The sequence below is a fragment of the Pseudomonas sp. AL 58 genome, assembly GCF_036348395.1.
GTDB classification, from domain to species: Bacteria; Pseudomonadota; Gammaproteobacteria; order Pseudomonadales; family Pseudomonadaceae; genus Aquipseudomonas; species Aquipseudomonas defluvii.
The window spans coordinates 191,388-209,843 of the sequence record NZ_JAZBQR010000005.1; the positions used below are offsets into that span (position 1 = coordinate 191,388).

Consider the following 18,456-nt stretch of genomic DNA (forward strand, 5'->3'; position numbering starts at 1 on the left):
GCCGGTTCAGGTAGCGACCGGCAAAGTGGGTGCAGTTTATACGCCCTCTTTGCCGCAATCGACAAAAAATCGCCTCAACCCTTGTCGGCCTTGCCAGCCGCTGCAGCAAACCTGGCCAGGTGCACATCCAGGCGGCGGGGTCGGCGCCCATGGTCTTCGGCCTGCTCCTTGCGCCGGATCGCATTGCGCACCATCAACGACCCCAGGTAACGGATCGGTTCAGGTGGAAAATAGCCCAACGGGCCATTGACCAGCGGCGAGCGCGTCCAGGGGTTGTCGAGCCCCAAAACCAATGAGGACAGAATCTGCCCGCCCATATGGCAAGGCCCCACCCCACTCCCGGAGTAGCCAAAGCCATAGAACACCTGGCCCTCGCCCTGCAACCGGCCAAAAAACGGCAAGCCGGTGACCGAGCGGTCAGAAGGGCCATTCCAGGTCGCCGCGATCCGTGCGTCGGCCAATGCCGGGAAAAACTCGCCAAGGCTTCGCCGCAACAACGGCTCGTAGGGCGACGGCTGATCGAACACCGGCAGCATTTTTCCGCCATAAGCAAAGGTATTACCGCCTTTGCCAAGCATCAGCCGGCCATCCGGGGTGTTGTGGTAGTAATGCACGAAAATCCGCGAATCCAGCACACTGATACCTGTGCTCAAGCCCATCTGTTCGAGTAACTGTGGGTAGGGCTCAGTGATGATCATGTCACTGGAGACAATCGCTACGCTGCGTTCGAACTGTGGGAACGCCCGTGCCATCCAGGCATTCAAGGCCAGCACCACACGGTCGGCGTGTACCGTACCGTGGGCGGTCTGTACCTGTGATTGTCGCCCCTGCTGCAGGCCGGTCATCGCAGTCTGTTCGTGGATACGAATGCCCCGCTGCAGCGCGACCCGGCGCAAACCACGTACCAGTTTACCGGGCTGAACCGTTGCTGCCGCCGGCGAGAACCACCCCTCCAGGTGCTTGTGCGAACCTGCCAGGCGCTGCACCTGCGCCAATGGCAAACGCTGGAACGAGTTCACGCCCTGGCGCTCCAGCGCGGCGATCACACGGTCTGTCGCCCCCACTTGAGCGGAGTTGGTGGCGGTGTACAGGGTGCCATCCAATCGGTAGTCGGCGTCGATACCATGGGCAGTACAGTAGTCGCCGATAGCCCGAATACTCTGTTCCGACTCCCGGACCAGGCGCACCGCCTCCTGAACCCCAAACAGCCGCTCCAGCGTGAAATACTTGGCCGACCAGGACAAGGCACAGCCACCATTGCGCCCGCTGGCACCTGCGCCGCAGGTATCCGCCTCAATCAGCAGGATATCCAGCGTCGGCTGTTGCTCCTTGAGCATCAGCGCGGTCCACAAACCGGTGTAGCCGCCGCCGACGATGCATACATCGCAACGGCTGTCACCGGCCAGCGGCGCACAAGGCGCCGCCTCTTCCTGGTCCAATGCCTGCTGTAACCAGAACGGCCTCATTGTGTGTCTCCTTGTCGACTCAGGTGCGCATTGGCTTGATTGCCATTGATGTGTTCGGTGCGACGGCTGCCGTATCGGCCAGGCTGGCCGGGCGGCTGTTCCAATGCGGTACCAGTACCAGCGCCGAGAACAAGGCGCAGCCAGCAAACACAATGAACACCGTGACCGTGTCGAAGTAGCCCGGCAGCAGGCCGCCAAGAATGGCCCCCACCGAGCCACAGCCATTGACGAAACCAGCAGCAGTGGCGCCCGCTTTGGCGGTACCGAAGTCAATTGCGGCGGCGCCGCTGATCATCGAATCCGGCCCATATAGGGTCAGGCCCATGACAAACAACAAGGCCACGACCAACATCACGCTGCCGGTGTGCATCGCCCCCATGAACAACCCCAGCGTCACGGTCAACACCAGCAGGCTGAGTACACAGGCGGGCATACGCCGGGCGCCAAACAGTTTGTCCGAGGCCAGACCAATCATGATCGGCCCGAGCAAGCCGGCCAGTTCAAACGCAGTGGGCACGATGGCCGCGCCAACCTTTCCCAGCGACGGCATTTGCTCGAAGACGATGACCGGCCCCCAGAGCAGAATCGCGTAGCGCGCCGGCTTCAACATGAAATAGGCCAGGCCCAGGGTGAGCACCGTGCGGTTGCGCAGAATCTCGCGTAGAGGTGCCCAGACGCTGCACAGGGTGGTACCAGGCACCATGCTTTCCGGCTCCGGCTCAACCGCCGGCAAGCCAACGTCCTCGGGCTTGTTGCGCTGCAGGAAGAAGAACAGCACTGCCACCACAGCGACCACCGCAGCACTGGAGAAAAACGCAGCGTGCCAGCTGCCAATCAGCGTGTACGCCCACCAGCCGGCAAACGGCGAGGCGACCAGGCCGCCGAAGGCGTAGCAAGAGCTCCACAGCCCCAGTACACGGCCGCGCTGAACCGCCGGGAAGAAGCTGCCAATGTTCTTGCACAGCCCTGCCCAGCCGGTGGATTGCGCCAAGCCCTGAATCAGCATGCAGGTGGCGAAAATCGGGAACGTCGCATAACTCCCCATGACCACCGCCGCGGCGGCCGAAATCACCAGGCCGCCCAATACCACCACCCTGGGACCAAAGCGGTCGGCGAGCATGCCCCAGGTGAACTGGCCGACGGCATAGGCCGTCAGGTAGATCGCATCGAGGTTGGCCATGGCCATTTTGTCGAGGGTGAAGCTGGGGTCTTCGCCAATGCCCAGTTTGGCCACCGAGAAAGCCTTGCGGGTGAAATAGAACGCCGCATAGGCCAACCAGGTGATGGCGAAGATCTGCATGCGCCAACGTTTGATGCTTGCGATGTGTTTATTCATGGTGAATCTGACCTCGGAATCTGAGTGTGCCGGCAGAATTGGGAAAAAACGCCTGTCTTGTTCTTGTGTTGCGCACTGCGTGACGGCCAAGCAAGGCCATCACCTGGTCAGATGGATCCCGGGGATACGCGGTTGTTGTTTGCGCTGTCGTCCAGAGCCCATGGCCCGGGACACACTCGAACGAATGTTGCCAGCGGGCTGAGAGCGATGGAAACAATTACTGACTGATAAAGAAAATCGATTTATCGTATTTCAAATATAAGCTCAGCTTGTAACAGGTGCCGCCATGTCCGTTTCACACGCTCAACTCAAGGCTTTCCACGCGGTTGCGCTGCACGGCAGCTTCACCCGTGCCGCCGAACGATTGTTCCTCACCCAGCCGGCGATCTCCGATCAGGTGCGCAAACTGGAGGAGCGTTTCGGCGTCCTGCTGTTCCACCGCAACAAACGCTCGGTGCAACTGACCGATCTGGGTGAGCGCCTGCTGGGCATCACCCAGCGCCTGTTTGCCTGCGAGGACGAAGCGCACGAACTGCTGCAGGATTCACGCGCGCTGCAAACCGGCACCCTGGTACTGGCGGTAGACGCCCCGGTACACGTACTGCCGCAGATCGCCCGGTTCTGCCAGCGTTACCCCGGCATCAGCGTGAAGATCGAGACGGGCAACACCGACGAGTCGCTGTTGCGCCTGTTCAACTACCAGGCCGACCTGGCCCTGCTGGGGCGCGATGTCGACGATCAACGGCTGCTCTGCGTGCCCTTGCGCGACGACCCGATGGTCGCCTTCGTCTCCCACCAGCACCCGTGGGCAAGCCGTGCCTCGATCAGCCTCCAGGACCTCGATGACACGCCCATCGTGCTGCGCGAACCGGGCTCGGTGACCCGGCAAACCCTGGAAGAAGAAATGCAACGCGCAGGCCTGCGCATTCGCCCGGCGATTCAGGTCGAAGGCCGCGAAGCAGCGCGGGAGGCTGTGGTGGTGGGCATTGGCGTCGGGGTGGTGTCGGCGGCCGAGTTCGGCGCCGATGCGCGGGTTTGTGCCCTGCCGATTGTCGACTGCCAACGACGCTTGACCGAAACCCTGGTGTGCCTGCGCGAACAGAGCTCACGGCGACTGGTGGCAACCTTTCTGCAGATGGTTCAGGAAAGCCTGGATGAAGACAACCTCATGACGCACAGCCCGCGTTCGACGCCCTGAATTGCCCCTGTGGGACGTTGGCTTGCCAACGATGCAGGCGCCACGCATTCACTGACGCCCCCTCGAAACCATCGCAGGCAAGCCCGTCACAGAACCCTGAAAGCGGTCAAAATAACAAGCTAGAATTTACTTTAAGTACAGGTATTTAATCTAATTAAAACAAGTAGATACCCTATACACATAATGTAAATTCGAGATCATGCCGCTTCCCGATCACGCGCTATGGCCTGCGCTGCCGACAACATCGCCCGCAGCAACACCGCACACCCATCGGCGAGGTCTTGCGGTGCGGCATTCTCGATTTCGTTGTGGCTGATCCCGCCTTCGCATGGTACGAATATCATCCCGGCCGGCCCCAGTTCTGCCAGGAAGATCGCGTCATGCCCGGCACCGCTTACGATGTCCATGTGTGACAGGCCCAACCCCCTGGCGGCATTACGCACCGCCTCCACACAACGTTCATGGAAGTACAGGGGCGGGAAGTCGGCGGTCGGCGTCAGGGTGTAGCTCAGGCCATGCTGACGACAGGTGTCGGTGATCACGTCCTTGACCTGCGCGATCATCGACGCCAGGCGCTCGGGCTCCAGGTGACGGAAGTCCAGGGTCATGCGCACTTCGCCAGGAATGACGTTGCGCGATCCCGGGTAGGCCTGCAGGCACCCTACGGTGCCACAGGCATGCGGCTGGTGCTCCAGTGCCACGCGGTTAACGGCGGCCACCACAGCGCTTGCCCCCACCAGCGCATCCTTGCGCAGGTGCATGGGTGTCGGCCCGGCGTGGGCCTCGACCCCGCGCAGGTTAAGGTCAAACCACTTCTGGCCAAGGGCACCGAGCACCACGCCAATGGTCTTTTGCTGGTCTTCAAGTATCGGCCCCTGTTCGATATGCGCCTCAAAATAGGCGCCCACCGGGTGCCCGGTCACCGCACGCGATCCTGCGTAGCCGATGGCATTGAGTGCTTCGCCGACAGTGATGCCCTCGGCATCGGTCTTGGCCAGGGTTTCCTCAAGGGTGAACTTTTCGGCAAAGACGCCCGAACCCATCATGCACGGAGCAAAACGCGAGCCCTCCTCGTTGGTCCAGACCACCACCTCCAGTGGCGCTTCGGTCTCCACCTTCAGGTCATTGAGGGTGCGCAACACCTCGAGGCCCGCCATCACCCCGAAGCAACCATCGAACTTGCCGCCCGTAGGCTGCGTGTCGATATGGCTACCGGTCATCACCGGCGGCAGTGTCGGGTTGCGCCCTGGACGACGGGCAAAGATGTTGCCCACCGCATCCACCGTCACCGTACAACCGGCAGCCTGCGCCCACGTCACGAACAGGTCACGGGCCTGGCGGTCCAGGTCAGTCAGTGCCAGACGGCAAACGCCACCTTTGGCGGTGGCGCCAAGCTGCGCCAGCTCCATCAGTGAACGCCAGAGTCGACCTCCGTCGACGTGGTGGAGGGTAGATTGCAGAACGTCCTGAGCTGTTTGCATGTGCATCTCCTGCATCAGTCAACGGGCCTCCACGGGCCTGGGGGTTTAAACGCTGGCTTTGACGCTCGCAGCGCGGTAGGCCTTGAGGCTGCCAAGCATGTAGTAGATCAGCCCACCCAAGGCCGAACCGGTAAACCAGCCGTAATCATAGAACCAACTGAACGCCGTGTTGCCTAGCGACAACAGGGTCAGGGCCACGGGCACACCGAAGGCCACGAAACCGGCCAGGTTCCAGGCGGGATACACGTCGTCACGGTAGAGGCCAGCCAGGTCCAGGGTCTGCCGACGAATCAGGAAATAGTCCACCACCATGATTCCGGCAATCGGCCCCAGCAGGCTGGAGTACCCCAGCAGCCAGTTGGAATAGACCGACTCCAGGCTTACGTCAGAGACGATCAGGCCGAGCTTTTTCAGCAACTCATGGGCCATCAGCAACAGCCCGACCACGCCGGTCAGCATGACGGCACTGGTGCGGCCGATCCATTTTGGCGCCAGGTTCTGGAAGTCGTTGGTCGGCGAAACAATGTTTGCAGCCGTGTTGGTCGACAGCGTGGCGATGATGATCAGGGCCATCGCCAAGGCAACCCACAGCGGGTTCTGGATGTGCCCGATCAGGCTGACCGGGTCAGACACCGTTTCCCCTACCAGCGATGCCGATGCGGCCGTCAGTACAACCCCCAGGGCGGCGAAGAGGAACATGGTCAGCGGCAAACCGATGATCTGCCCGACGATCTGGTCCTTCTGGCTTTTCGCGTAGCGGCTGAAGTCAGGGATGTTCAGCGACAAGGTGGCCCAGAAGCCGACCATGGCTGTCAGTCCGGCGAGAAAGTAACCGGTCACGCTCGCGCCTTCCGGGCGTTTCGGCGGTTGCGCCATCAGTTCGCTGATGGAAACGTTCGGCAAGGCCCAGAACAGCAACCCAGCCCCCACCAGCATCAGCAATGGAGCCGAGAGGGTTTCCAGCCATTTGATCGACTCGGCACCGCGCAACACCACCCACAGGTTCAAGGTCCAGAACAGCAGAAAGCCGATCACCTCACCGGTGCCGCCCAAGGCTTTCCATTCGGGCGAGATCGCGCCGAAAAACAGGTGGATAGCCAGACCGCCGAACATCGTCTGGATGCCGAACCAGCCACACGCCACCAAGGCACGGATCAGGCACGGTACGTTGGAGCCGATGATGCCGAATGAAGAGCGCAACAACACCGGAAAAGGGATGCCGTATTTGGTCCCGGGAAAGGCATTGAGTGTCAGTGGTACCAGCACCACGACGTTTGCCAGCAGGATCGCCAGCAACGCCTCCCCAACCGTCAGACCGAAGTAGGCGGTCAACACACCGCCCAGTGTGTAGGTCGGCACGCAGATCGACATGCCGACCCACAGCGCAGTGATATGCCATTTGTTCCAGGTGCGCTCGTGGACTTTGGTCGGCGCAATATCGTGGTTGTACCGGGGGCTCTCGAGAACATCACTGCCGGCGTCGAGCTCGAACAAGCCGTCGCGTTCGCTCACTTGCGATTTGATCTGCTGCATGGCCGCTCCACTATTGTTCTGATTGTCTGCACATCGTGACGATGGCTGGAGTTCTTGCACTTGCATTGAACAATCGCGGCTCCGGCCAACGCACAGCGGCGGCAAACAATAAGCGTGCCGAAACAGGCGACGGCGGCTGCGATTGTGTTGAAACCGGCGTACAACGCCGCTTTCCCGGCACCGACAGCACCGATGGACGCACCCCGGCGGCGACTGGGTTCACGGTCACCTGACGCAGGTACGCCCCCTGGGGAACCAAAGGGGTGCAGGGAATATTTTTGGGTGATTGCCATAGGCCCGCACCTGTCCCGGTCAAACCGCTGATTTCCCATGAGAAATCTTGACCATTTCGGCTTTCTGTCAAGTGCGTCAATTTGGTGAGCGCCTGCACCAATTTGTTGATTTTGTCTTTTTATCCTTAAAAATCAGTAGCTTGAATTAGGAATAAGCTTATTAGAAATATTCTTGCCCAATCGAAAAAGCACAACTAGATTCAATTTCTGACAGCAGTGGCAGGATTCTGCCAGCAGCGTCCCGTGGCACAAAATGTAGAACCGGAACACCGGTCAAGCCTGTGAGGAGCTTCGCTATGACGTTGTTGATCCGTGGCGCCACCCTGATTACCCATGAAGAGCGATACAGGGCCGATGTGCTCTGCGCCGACGGCCTGATCAAGGCCATTGGCGACAACCTCGAGGTCCCCACTGGCTGCGAAGTACTCGACGGTAGCGGCCAGTACCTGATGCCGGGCGGCATCGACCCGCACACCCACATGCAATTGCCCTTCATGGGCACCGTGGCCAGCGAGGACTTTTTCAGCGGCACCGCCGCAGGCCTCGCCGGGGGGACCACGTCAATCATCGATTTCGTCATTCCCAACCCGCAGCAGTCGCTGCTCGAAGCCTTCCACCAGTGGCGTGGCTGGGCCGAGAAATCGGCCGCCGACTACGGCTTCCATGTCGCAATCACCTGGTGGAGCGAACAGGTACGGGAAGAAATGGGCGAACTGGTTCAACAGCATGGCGTGAACAGTTTCAAGCACTTCATGGCCTACAAGAACGCGATCATGGCCGCCGACGATACCCTGGTAGCCAGTTTCGAGCGCTGCCTGGAACTGGGCGCGGTGCCTACCGTACATGCCGAGAATGGCGAACTGGTCTACCACCTGCAACGCAAGCTTCTGGCCCAGGGCCTCACCGGCCCCGAGGCGCATCCCTTGTCGCGGCCATCGCAGGTCGAAGGTGAGGCGGCCAGCCGCGCGATCCGTATCGCCGAAACCCTCGGTACGCCGTTGTACCTGGTGCATGTCTCGACCCGCGAGGCACTCGACGAAATCAGCTACGCCCGGGCCAAGGGCCAGCCGGTGTACGGCGAGGTACTGGCCGGGCACCTGCTGCTGGATGACAGTGTGTACCGCCACCCGGACTGGCAGACGGCCGCCGGCTACGTAATGAGCCCGCCGTTCCGCCCAATCGGCCACCAACAGGCGCTGTGGCAAGGCCTGCAATCAGGCAACCTGCACACCACCGCCACCGACCATTGCTGCTTCTGCGCCGAGCAGAAAGCCGCCGGGCGCAACGATTTCAGCAAGATCCCCAATGGCACGGCCGGCATTGAAGACCGCATGGCCGTGCTTTGGGATGAAGGGGTCAACAGCGGCAAGCTGTCGGTGCACGACTTCGTCGCCCTGACCTCGACCAACACCGCGAAGATCTTCAACCTCTTCCCGCGCAAGGGTGCCCTGCGCGTCGGCGCCGATGCCGACCTGGTGCTCTGGGACCCGGAAGGCACGCGGACCATTTCGGCCAAGACCCATCACCAGAACGTCGACTTCAACATTTTCGAAGGCAAGACCGTGCGCGGCATACCCAGCCACACCATCAGCCAAGGCCGCGTGGTCTGGGCCAACGGTGACCTGCGCGCCGAGCGCGGTGCCGGGCGCTACCTCGAACGGCCCGCCTACCCTGCGGTATTCGACCTGTTGAGCAAGCGTGCCGAATTGCATAAGCCGAGCGCCGTGAAACGCTGAAAGCAAAGCCGTGACGCAGCTCCACAGGCCGTAGTGACTCTAACAATCAGAACAGAGGCCACCACCGTGATCGACTCCTTGAATCACCTCCCCCGACCCGGCGTCGATAACGCCACCCTGGCCGAGCGCTTCAGCGACCTGGCGCCGCCGCTCAATGCCCGTCAGGCTACGCTGGAAAGCGCACGCTGCCTGTACTGCTACGATGCGCCGTGCGTCAACGCCTGCCCCAGCGAAATCGACATCCCCGCCTTTATCCGCAACATTCATCAGGACAACATCCAGGGCGCCGCCGAGAAAATTCTCTCGGCCAACATCCTCGGTGGAAGCTGCGCGCGGGTCTGCCCGACTGAGGTGCTGTGCGAGCAAGCCTGCGTGCGCAACCATCATCAGGAATGCGCGCCTGTGCTGATCGGTTCGCTGCAGCGCTACGCCCTGGACCACGCTGACTTCGACGCCCACCCGTTCCAGCGCGCGCCCGTAACCGGTAAGCGCGTCGCAGTGATCGGTGCCGGCCCGGCCGGGCTGTCCTGTGCCCATCGGCTGGCATGGCACGGCCACGACGTAGTGATCTTCGAGGCACGGCTCAAGGCCGGAGGGCTGAACGAGTACGGGATTGCCAAGTACAAGCTGGTCGACGACTTCGCCCAGCGCGAACTGGCGTTCGTGCTGCAGATTGGCGGCATTGAAATACGCCATGGTCAGGTACTGGGCGACAACCTGAGCCTGTCGGATCTGCGCCAACAGTTCGATGCGGTGTTCCTTGGCCTTGGCCTGAACGCCAGCCGTCAACTCGGCCTGGCCAACGAAAACGCGCCGGGGTTGCTCGCCGCCACCGACTACATCCGCGAACTGCGCCAGGCCGACGACCTGAGCCAACTGCCACTGGCCGAGCGCTGCATCGTGCTCGGTGCCGGCAATACCGCCATCGACATGGCCGTGCAGATGGCCCGCCTGGGTGCTCGTGAGGTCAACCTGGTGTACCGCCGTGGCTACCCGGACATGGGCGCAACGGCACATGAACAGGACATCGCCAAGGCCAACCAGGTGCGTCTGCTGACCTGGGCACAACCCGACGAAATCCTGCTGGATGAACAGGGTCGGGTGCGCGGCATGCGCTTTGCTCGTACCCACCTGCACGAAGGTCGCCTGCAGCCTACCGGGGAAACCTTCGAACTGGCCGCCGATGCCATCTTCAAGGCCATCGGCCAGACCTTCGACGAACACGCCCTGAGCGACGCCAGCGGGCAACTCCTGGCCCGCGACGGCGACCGCATTCGCGTCGATGAACAGATGCGCACCAGTCTCCCGGGCGTGTATGCCGGTGGCGACTGTACCCAACTCGGGCAGGACCTCACCGTCCAGGCCGTGCAGCACGGAAAGCTGGCAGCCCAGGCCATTCATGCCCAACTGATGAACCACGTGGAGGCCGCATAAATGGCAGACCTGTCGATCGAATTCGCGGGCATCAAAGCGCCTAACCCTTTCTGGCTGGCCTCCGCCCCGCCCACCGACAAGGCCTACAACGTGGTCCGGGCGTTTGAGGCCGGCTGGGGTGGCGTGGTCTGGAAGACCCTTGGTGAAGACCCGGCTGCGGTCAACGTGTCCTCACGTTACTCGGCGCACTATGGCGCCAACCGCGAGGTTATCGGGATCAACAACATCGAATTGATTACCGACCGCTCACTGGAAATCAACTTGCGCGAAATCACCCAGGTCAAAAAGGACTGGCCCGACCGCGCTCTGATCGTGTCGTTGATGGTGCCCTGTGTCGAGGCATCCTGGAAAGCCATACTGCCGCTGGTGGAAGCCACCGGCGCTGACGGTATCGAGCTTAACTTCGGTTGCCCCCACGGCATGCCTGAGCGTGGCATGGGGGCGGCAGTCGGCCAGGTGCCGGAGTACGTCGAGCAGGTTACCCGCTGGTGCAAGACCCACAGCAAGCTGCCAGTGATCGTCAAACTCACGCCGAACATCACCGATATCCGCCAGTCGGCACGTGCGGCCTACCGTGGCGGCGCCGACGCGGTGTCATTGATCAACACCATCAACTCCATCACCAGTGTCGACCTGGAGCGCATGGTCGCCCTGCCCATTGTCGGGAATCAGAGTACCCATGGCGGTTACTGCGGTTCGGCGGTGAAACCGATTGCCCTGAACATGGTTGCCGAGATCGCCCGAGACCCGGCCACCCAGGGCCTGCCGATCAGCGGCATCGGTGGTATCGGCAGTTGGCGCGATGCGGCCGAGTTCATTGCGCTGGGCTGTGGTTCGGTACAGGTCTGCACCGCCGCCATGCTGCATGGCTTTCGAATCGTCGAAGCGATGAAGGACGGCCTTTCACGCTGGATGGACAGCCAGGGTTATCACACGTTGCGGGATTTCAGCGGGCGGGCCGTCGGCCACACCACCGACTGGAAGTACCTGGACATCAACTACCAGGTCATCGCCAGGATCGACCAACAGGCCTGCATCGGCTGCGGGCGCTGCCATATCGCTTGCGAAGACACCTCGCACCAGGCCATCGCCAGCCTGAAACAGCCCGATGGCAGCCACCGCTACGAGGTGATCGACGCCGAATGCGTAGGCTGCAACCTCTGCCAGATCACCTGCCCGGTGCAGGACTGTATTGAGATGGTCGCGCAGGATAACGGCAAACCCTTCCTCGATTGGCAGCATGACCCGCGCAACCCCTATCACGTAACACCTTGAAGGGCATCTCAGCGACCAGGGGCCAGCCGCAGCCGCGGCTGGCCGTCACTCATGTTAACCGGCGCAGCCCCAGCGGCCCCGTTAAAATAAAACTGCGGCCCGTAATGGCAGCTGGATTATCCTGCTGCGTAACAGGGACCGTAAGCCGATTCAGGAGTGATCATGTTGTACCGTCTGGGCGCAGATGGTTTGGTGCTGTTTCATCTGCTGTTTATTCTTTTTGTGCTCTTTGGCGGACTGCTGGTGCTCAAGTGGCGCACGCTGATCTGGTGCCACGTGCCGGCCATTGCCTGGGGCGCAGCGGTCGAAGGCTTTCATTTGACCTGCCCCCTGACCGCCTGGGAAAACGCCTTGCGCCAGGCCGCCGGCAGTTCGGGCTACAGCGGCGGGTTTATTGAGCATTATGTCTGGCCGTTGATCTACCCCGCCGGGCTGACCGCCTCGATCCAGATCGCACTATGTGCCGTGGTGCTGCTGGTCAACGGCCTGGTCTACTGGTGGGTATTGACCCACTGGCGTACTACCCGGCGAGTACGCAACAGCTACTGAGCCACTCTACTGCGAAACAACCTTGGCCGGCGCGCTGTAGCGGTAGGTGGTCACCACGCACACCAACAGTGCAGCCCCGGCCAGCAGACCACCGACGACGCCGATGTGAGCCACACCCACGTGGCTGATCACCACGCTACCGAGCAAGGCTCCACCACCGATACCGATGTTGTAGATCGCCGAATGCAGCGACATCGCCACGTCGGTGGCATCCGGCGCCAGGTTCAGCACTTTGGCCTGCATCACCAGCCCGAAACACATGATGGCCACGCCCCACAGTACGCACAGCGCGCCCAGCGCCAATACCTCACCGGAGAGGGGCAACAACAGCGCCAGGCACAGCGCCAGTGCAGCGATTGAGGCCATCAGCAAACCGCGAGGGAAGCGGTTGTTGTAGCGGCTGAACAGCAACGAACCGAACAACCCCGCACCACCGAACAGCAATAACAGCAAGGTGGTCACCTCGCCGCTCATGGCCGCCACGACGTCGACAAACGGCTCGATGTAACTGTAAGCGGTAAACTGGGCGGTAATCACCATTGCGGTCAGCACATAGAGCGACACCAGCGCCGGCCGCTTGAACAGCACCGGCAGGCTTCGCAGCGAGCCGGAATTCTGGCTGGGCAGCAACGGCAAGGACTTGGCCAGGCACAGCATGGTTAACCCGGACACCCCGGCAATCGCCATGAAGGTCATCCGCCAACCCAGCGCCTCGCCCACCACCCGCCCGAGCGGAATGCCCAACACCATCGCCAGTGTTGTGCCGGTCGCCAGCAGGCCGAGTGCCTGCACCTGCTTGCCCGGCGGCGCCACGCGCACGGCCAGCGAGGCGGTGATCGACCAGAACACAGCGTGCGCCAACGCAATACCGATGCGGCTGAGCAGCAACATGCCAAAGCTCCAGGCCATGCTGGACAGCACATGGCTGGCAATGAACAGGACAAACAGCAGAACCAGCAGCTTGCGCCGCTCGATATTGCGCGTAAGCAGCATCATCGGCAGCGAGGTCAACGATACGACCCAGGCATAGACCGTCAGCATCAGGCCGACCTGAGCGGTCGACAGTTCAAAGCTCGCGCCGATGGCGCTCAGCAGGCCGACCGGAACGAACTCGGTGGTGTTGAAAATAAAAGCCGCCAGGGCCAGCGCAATCACGCTCAACCAACTACCGGCACGCGTATCCGTGGGTGTATTTGTCAAAAGATGGGCAACGCTCTGGGAGCACACCGCCTACAGGGGCCGCTGCCGGGCTGGTCTAGAACCAACCCGGTACCTGTACGGGCACTCGAAACTCAAATTCATACGCAAAAGACCTGCGCAGGCTATCGCCACCCAAGGGCGCAGCCCTGGGTAAAGCGAGCAGTCAACAGATCATTATGAGTATGGAGGGTGCGGCCTGATGCCCGGGATTCTACGCCGCCCCCCTGCGCTGAACAACACGGCCGTCGGCAGCGCCATGGAACGCGGGCCCCAGGCCTCGGCGAACACAGGTGATAACTGCGGGCCGACAACGCAACTTACCGCCTTCTCAATGGTCGAACAGTCGCTAGAATCCACCGCCCTTATTGCCGATCAGCCTTGGTTCCAGACCCCTCATGCCAGCCGCTTCCTTGCGTACACTGGGCCGTTCGATGGCCCTGAGCATTACCCTGTGCAGCCCCCTGCTCGCCTCTGGCGCCACCACACAATGCCCCACCGGCCAGTACCAGGTGTGCATGGGCAGCTGCTTCTGCGCGCCGGTCAGCCAAACAGAGATCGGTACCGTCTTTGCGCAAGTCGGCCAAATAGCGGCTACCGGCCTTGCCGGATGGATCAAGCAGTCGCGCAATTCAGCCGCTGCGGGTGATGTTCAGCCGATTCCGCTGAACATCCGTGTGCAACTTGAACCCTACTACGACTTCCAGGTCCTCGACAGCGCCCGCTACAAGGTCGGCGATACCCAGGAGCTGAACGCCGCCAATGCCATGCTGCAAAACCCTGACGTGAATGCCGTGACCTTGATGGACATCATCGTCTTTCGCCATGAGCAGGACGCCCTGAACAACGTCGCCCTCTGGGCCCATGAGCTCAAGCATGTGCAGCAGTACCAGCAATGGGGCGTCGATGACTTTGCCGCGCGCTACACCCGTGATTACGACGCGGTGGAAGCGCCGGCCTACAAGATCCAGGCCGATGTCGCCAAGGCGCTCGGCAAACACGGCTCCTAGCCAGCACAGGGCGCGAGCCGAACGGATCACCGTCACTACGGTGCGGAACTATACTTAAAGCCTCACTCCCGATGTAACGGCCGGAGGTCACCGACCTGGTCGGTGCCTGCGTTGATAGTGGTCTTCTGAAAGGAGTACACACCATGGACGAGGCCAAACTGAATGACTTCATGGGCAAGCTGGTGACCGACATGGGCGCCGCTGCAATGCTTGCCAACGTAATTCTTGGCGAAGAGCTGGGCCTGTATCGGGCCATGGCCGACAGCCAACCCACCACCCCTGAAGCGCTGGCCAGCAAAACCGGTTGCAATGCCCGGTTACTGCGCGAATGGCTGAGTGCTCAAGCGGCGTCAGGCTATATGGAGTATGCCGAGGGCCAGTTCCGCCTGCCTGAAGAGCAGGCCATGGCCCTGGCAATAGAGGACTCGCCGGTGTACGTCGCCGGTGGCGCCGTGGTGATTTCAGCGTTGTTCCACGACAAGGACAAGCTGGTAAAGGCCATGCGTGGTAACGGTGCCCTGCCATGGGGCGAGCACCATACCTGCATGTTCAGCGGCACCGAGCGTTTCTTCAGGCCCGGCTACCGTGCGCACCTGGTCGCGGAGTGGCTGCCCGCGCTGGACGGCGTCGTCGAAAAATTGCGTGCAGGCGCCAAGGTGGCCGATGTCGGCTGCGGGCATGGCGCCTCGACCGTGATCATGGCCCAGGCCTTCCCGGCGTCACGTTTTACCGGCTTCGACTACCACGCACCGTCCATTGCCACGGCAACACAGCGCGCGGTGGAAGGCGGTGTAGAGGATCACGTGCAGTTCATCCAGGCCAGCGCCAAGGACTATCCCGGTGCGGACTACGACCTGATCTGCTACTTCGACTGCCTGCATGACATGGGCGACCCCGTGGGGGCTGCCCGGCATGCCCGGGCAACACTGAAACCGGACGGCACCGTGTTGCTGGTCGAGCCCTACGCCAACGACACCCTGGAAGAGAACAGCAACCCGGTGGGCCGGCTGTTCTACGCCGCCTCGACCTTTATCTGCACGCCCAACTCCTTGTCCCAGGAGGTCGGCCTGGGCCTGGGTGCGCAGGCCGGAGAGGCACGCTTGCGCAAGGTGTTCAACGAGGCGGGATTCAGCCGGTTCCGCCGCGCAACGGAAACTCCCTTCAACCTGATCCTGGAAGCCCGTGTGTAAGGGCTGCGAACGCAGAGCGGTAGTAGTCGGCATTGCTGGCGATCGGTGTATCGCCGGCAATGCTGCCGCTTACACGGGAGACAGTCCAGATGACGTGCTCGATTTTTCGGAGAGATATGTCGCAGCACTAGGAATGGTCCTACATTGGTTTTCATAGGCATTTGTTAGCGTCACAACCTTCATCGCTGTGCGCACTCAGGGCTGCGGGTTGGCCATGAGGGCCGCTAACGTACAAGGACGACAAACAGATGCTGGTTAACACCTACACCGTCAAAGCCGGCGACACGCTGGTGCTCATCGCCCAGCAAAATGGGTCTAGCGTGCCAGAGGTACTGGCGCTCAACCCGATCATCAAGGATCCCGATGTGATCAAGGTGGGCTGGCAACTGAACCTGCCTGCTACGCCTTCGCGCCCGCGGTTACCCCCGCGCATGCACGCGGACAGCCAGACCTGCCTTTCCATTAAAGGCCGAACCGAATGCCAGGAAGAACTGGTCGATGTGGTTCATGTGACAGGCTCGCCGCACCTGTGCGTGTTGACCGCCCCGCAGTCCAAGGCCCTGAAACAGGAAGTCGCCTTCGTTCGCGAACTGATGGACGAACTACACGAAACGCTGGCAGCCGCCCAGCCCGTCAGCCACTGCGCCCGCATCGAAGTGCCTTATGCCGCGTGCAGTTGCACCCGTTGCGTCAAAGAGGACTGGACGCTCAAGGCCGAAGCCGCAGGCGTGCTCACCCGTGAGGCGCCGGTCGAACCTGCTGAGCCGAGCACACCAGCGCCGACGACCGAGGAAGATTTGTCCGGGCAACTCTATACGCTGCAGGAAGCCCGCGACTGGTACCAACGCTATGAGCCCAGCCTGTTCTCGGGCAACCGCCGCGAAAGCAACTGGGAACAACTGCAGCAACGGAAAGTGCAGGATATCGACGCGCAAATCACCGAACTGCGCACGCAGTTGGCTGCCCAGCGCAAGGGCGAAGCCGAAGCCAGCAGCACCCGCTCCACGGCGGCCATGCCCGACCTCAAACACGGCAAAGGCCGTGAGCGCAGAACAGAACAAGGGCATCAGCAGCGCACCGGTATTCATGTGGTGGAAGTGATCCTGTTCAGCGACCCTAGCCGTCGCCACTACATCCGCACGTCGTTCCACCAGCGCATCGACTGGAAAGGGCATGTCAGTACACGGATTCTGGCTGGTAAACCCTTCAACAAGCAGTTGGCCGGTGAACTGATCAAGGACATTCAGTCGGCGATCAGCACCGCCCGCAAATCAGGGCCACTGGGTAGCCTGGAGGCCAAGCTGGCCTCGTGGAGCAGTGACAAGGACAACCTGCTCAATACCTTGCACCAGGAAGTCTCCTGGACTTCCAACGCCACCGACGCGGCCCGCTACGCCGTCTCGGCCGACGCCCAGGCCTTGCGCTTCGCCGCCAGCGCCAGTGCCGGCATCAACAGCTGGAACCCGGCGCAGGGGCTGATCGATGTCGGGGTCAAGGGCACGGCCGAATTTTCCCTGGCCGACGCCGCGGTGTCCTTCAACAGCTACTTCCCAAGCCAAGGCGGCTACCTGGCCAGCATCACCTACCGCAACGGCGAGGGTAAGACCGTGCGTCACCCCCTGGGCGTGTTCCGCCTGAGTGGCCGGCTGGAGCTGAGCTGCTTTGTGGGCACCCAATTACAGGGGGAAGCGGCAACAAAGACACAGTACAAACCCCGCGAGCAGCCCGCGGGCGCAACGGCCTTGCTCGGCACGCCAACCCTGGACGTCGGCAAAAGTGGCTACATCGGAGTCAAAGGCACCGCGTTCGCCGGCGCCCAAACCGGTGGCGCCCTCACCGGCAACTTTCAATGGATCGAACCCGACCTGCAAGGCATTGGCAACATCGAGCCCGGTCAGGCGAATGCCAGCAGCAACTGGGTGGATTTAGCGCAGATCAAGGCGGAGGGGAATGTTGCCGCAGGCATTGGCGTGAGTGGCGAGTTTGGTATTGAAATCGCGAAGAACCGGCTGGCTATACGCTGCAGTGGTTCGCTAGTACTGGGGCCAGGGGCCGGCGGCGGCTTCACTACCGTAGTCGACGTGGAGCTGGTCGGGAAACTGGCCTTACTGTTTTGCAAGGCGTTGGCTGAGGTGGATTACCGGTATTTACTGGGTGTAACGGATGATGCGTTTAGTTACTTGGTATCTGGGCTATTTAAGGTCGCTAGTCACCCTATAGATGAGAGCCAGAGAATACTTCATGAAAGCTTGTATGAAATGGTTACTTGGTGGGACGAAAGAAATGCGACCAAGCTGGAAGCAGAACGGCTAACAGACCACTTACTTAAGTATCACGCTGTATGGATAGGTGGGCAACGTATTCCCCTGAGCCTGCTACCGCCCGAGACAATGGGTCCCATGGTCCACCTGTTGTCAGAGAGCTTGGTTTGGAGCTTTAACGAGCGTCGGGAGCGTGCATTGATTATGCTGCTTTCAGCTGTGCGCACTTGGCGACAGTTTATCGAGGTGTTGGAACACTGCGATCCCAAAGCCCAAAAGGTAAATGCCATGGAGAGTCTGGCACGAATCAACTCGCTACTCGATGCCCGCGAGCAACGCTTCTTCAATCGCTTTATTGATGGGCTAGCCGTCAGTCCGAAAGCCGAACACAGTGAGGAGCGCATGGCCTGGTCGCCGAGCTCTTTTAGCACCAAGCAGGACATTCTATTGGCTGCGCAACGCAACGGCACGTTCACAGGGCTAGCGTAAGCACTGAA

At 61.4% G+C, this 18,456-nt stretch carries 13 protein-coding genes; 8 read left to right on the forward strand and 5 right to left on the reverse strand.

The annotated features are described in order from the left end of the window. Window positions 1-74: 74 nt before the first annotated feature. On the reverse strand, window positions 75-1,466 hold the full coding sequence (locus UIA24_RS08465; protein WP_102052279.1) for an FAD-dependent oxidoreductase: 1,392 nt from the start codon (window positions 1,464-1,466) through the stop codon (window positions 75-77). Between the two features lie 19 nt (window positions 1,467-1,485). Then, window positions 1,486-2,802, reverse strand: a complete 1,317-nt coding sequence (locus tag UIA24_RS08470) for an MFS transporter (protein WP_102052278.1) — start codon at window positions 2,800-2,802, stop codon at window positions 1,486-1,488. 286 nt (window positions 2,803-3,088) lie between these two features. On the opposite strand from UIA24_RS08470, the gene UIA24_RS08475 reads away from it, so the two are divergent. Beyond that, window positions 3,089-4,000 (forward strand): LysR family transcriptional regulator, encoded by a 912-nt coding sequence (locus UIA24_RS08475; protein ID WP_330522642.1) that lies wholly within the window; start codon window positions 3,089-3,091, stop codon window positions 3,998-4,000. A 197-nt stretch (window positions 4,001-4,197) separates the two neighbouring features. On the opposite strand, the gene UIA24_RS08480 is transcribed toward UIA24_RS08475, so the two are convergent. Both UIA24_RS08480 and UIA24_RS08485 read right to left on the reverse strand, forming a co-directional pair. Next, window positions 4,198-5,481 (reverse strand): Zn-dependent hydrolase, encoded by a 1,284-nt coding sequence (locus UIA24_RS08480; RefSeq protein ID WP_102052276.1) that lies wholly within the window; start codon window positions 5,479-5,481, stop codon window positions 4,198-4,200. A 45-nt stretch (window positions 5,482-5,526) separates the two neighbouring features. Then, window positions 5,527-7,014 (reverse strand): NCS1 family nucleobase:cation symporter-1, encoded by a 1,488-nt coding sequence (locus UIA24_RS08485; protein WP_330522643.1) that lies wholly within the window; start codon window positions 7,012-7,014, stop codon window positions 5,527-5,529. A gap of 589 nt (window positions 7,015-7,603) precedes the next feature. On the opposite strand from UIA24_RS08485, the gene hydA reads away from it, so the two are divergent. The 4 genes from hydA (at window position 7,604) to UIA24_RS08505 (ending at window position 12,301) form a co-directional block, all read left to right on the forward strand. Next, entirely contained in the window at window positions 7,604-9,043 is a 1,440-nt protein-coding gene (gene hydA / locus UIA24_RS08490) for a dihydropyrimidinase (protein ID WP_330522644.1), read from the forward strand. A gap of 66 nt (window positions 9,044-9,109) precedes the next feature. Further along, entirely contained in the window at window positions 9,110-10,477 is a 1,368-nt protein-coding gene (locus UIA24_RS08495; RefSeq protein WP_330522645.1) for an NAD(P)-dependent oxidoreductase, read from the forward strand. Continuing rightward, window positions 10,478-11,752, forward strand: a complete 1,275-nt coding sequence (gene preA, locus UIA24_RS08500) for an NAD-dependent dihydropyrimidine dehydrogenase subunit PreA (protein ID WP_330522646.1) — start codon at window positions 10,478-10,480, stop codon at window positions 11,750-11,752. Between the two features lie 162 nt (window positions 11,753-11,914). Next, window positions 11,915-12,301, forward strand: coding sequence for a DUF2784 domain-containing protein (locus UIA24_RS08505; RefSeq protein WP_330522647.1), 387 nt, complete (start codon window positions 11,915-11,917; stop codon window positions 12,299-12,301). A gap of 6 nt (window positions 12,302-12,307) precedes the next feature. Here the strand turns inward: UIA24_RS08505 and UIA24_RS08510 are convergent, their stop codons facing one another. After that, complete coding sequence (locus tag UIA24_RS08510; RefSeq protein ID WP_102052270.1) at window positions 12,308-13,501, reverse strand: sugar transporter; 1,194 nt, start codon at window positions 13,499-13,501, stop codon at window positions 12,308-12,310. A 395-nt stretch (window positions 13,502-13,896) separates the two neighbouring features. Between UIA24_RS08510 and UIA24_RS08515 the strand changes: the two genes are divergently transcribed. From UIA24_RS08515 to UIA24_RS08525, 3 genes are all read left to right on the forward strand, one after another. Then, window positions 13,897-14,508: an eCIS core domain-containing protein gene (locus tag UIA24_RS08515; protein WP_083199920.1), complete on the forward strand. Its 612-nt coding sequence runs from the start codon at window positions 13,897-13,899 to the stop codon at window positions 14,506-14,508. 143 nt (window positions 14,509-14,651) lie between these two features. After that, window positions 14,652-15,698, forward strand: a complete 1,047-nt coding sequence (locus tag UIA24_RS08520) for a class I SAM-dependent methyltransferase (protein WP_330522648.1) — start codon at window positions 14,652-14,654, stop codon at window positions 15,696-15,698. Between the two features lie 248 nt (window positions 15,699-15,946). Beyond that, complete coding sequence (locus UIA24_RS08525; RefSeq protein WP_330522649.1) at window positions 15,947-18,448, forward strand: LysM peptidoglycan-binding domain-containing protein; 2,502 nt, start codon at window positions 15,947-15,949, stop codon at window positions 18,446-18,448. Window positions 18,449-18,456 lie beyond the last annotated feature (8 nt).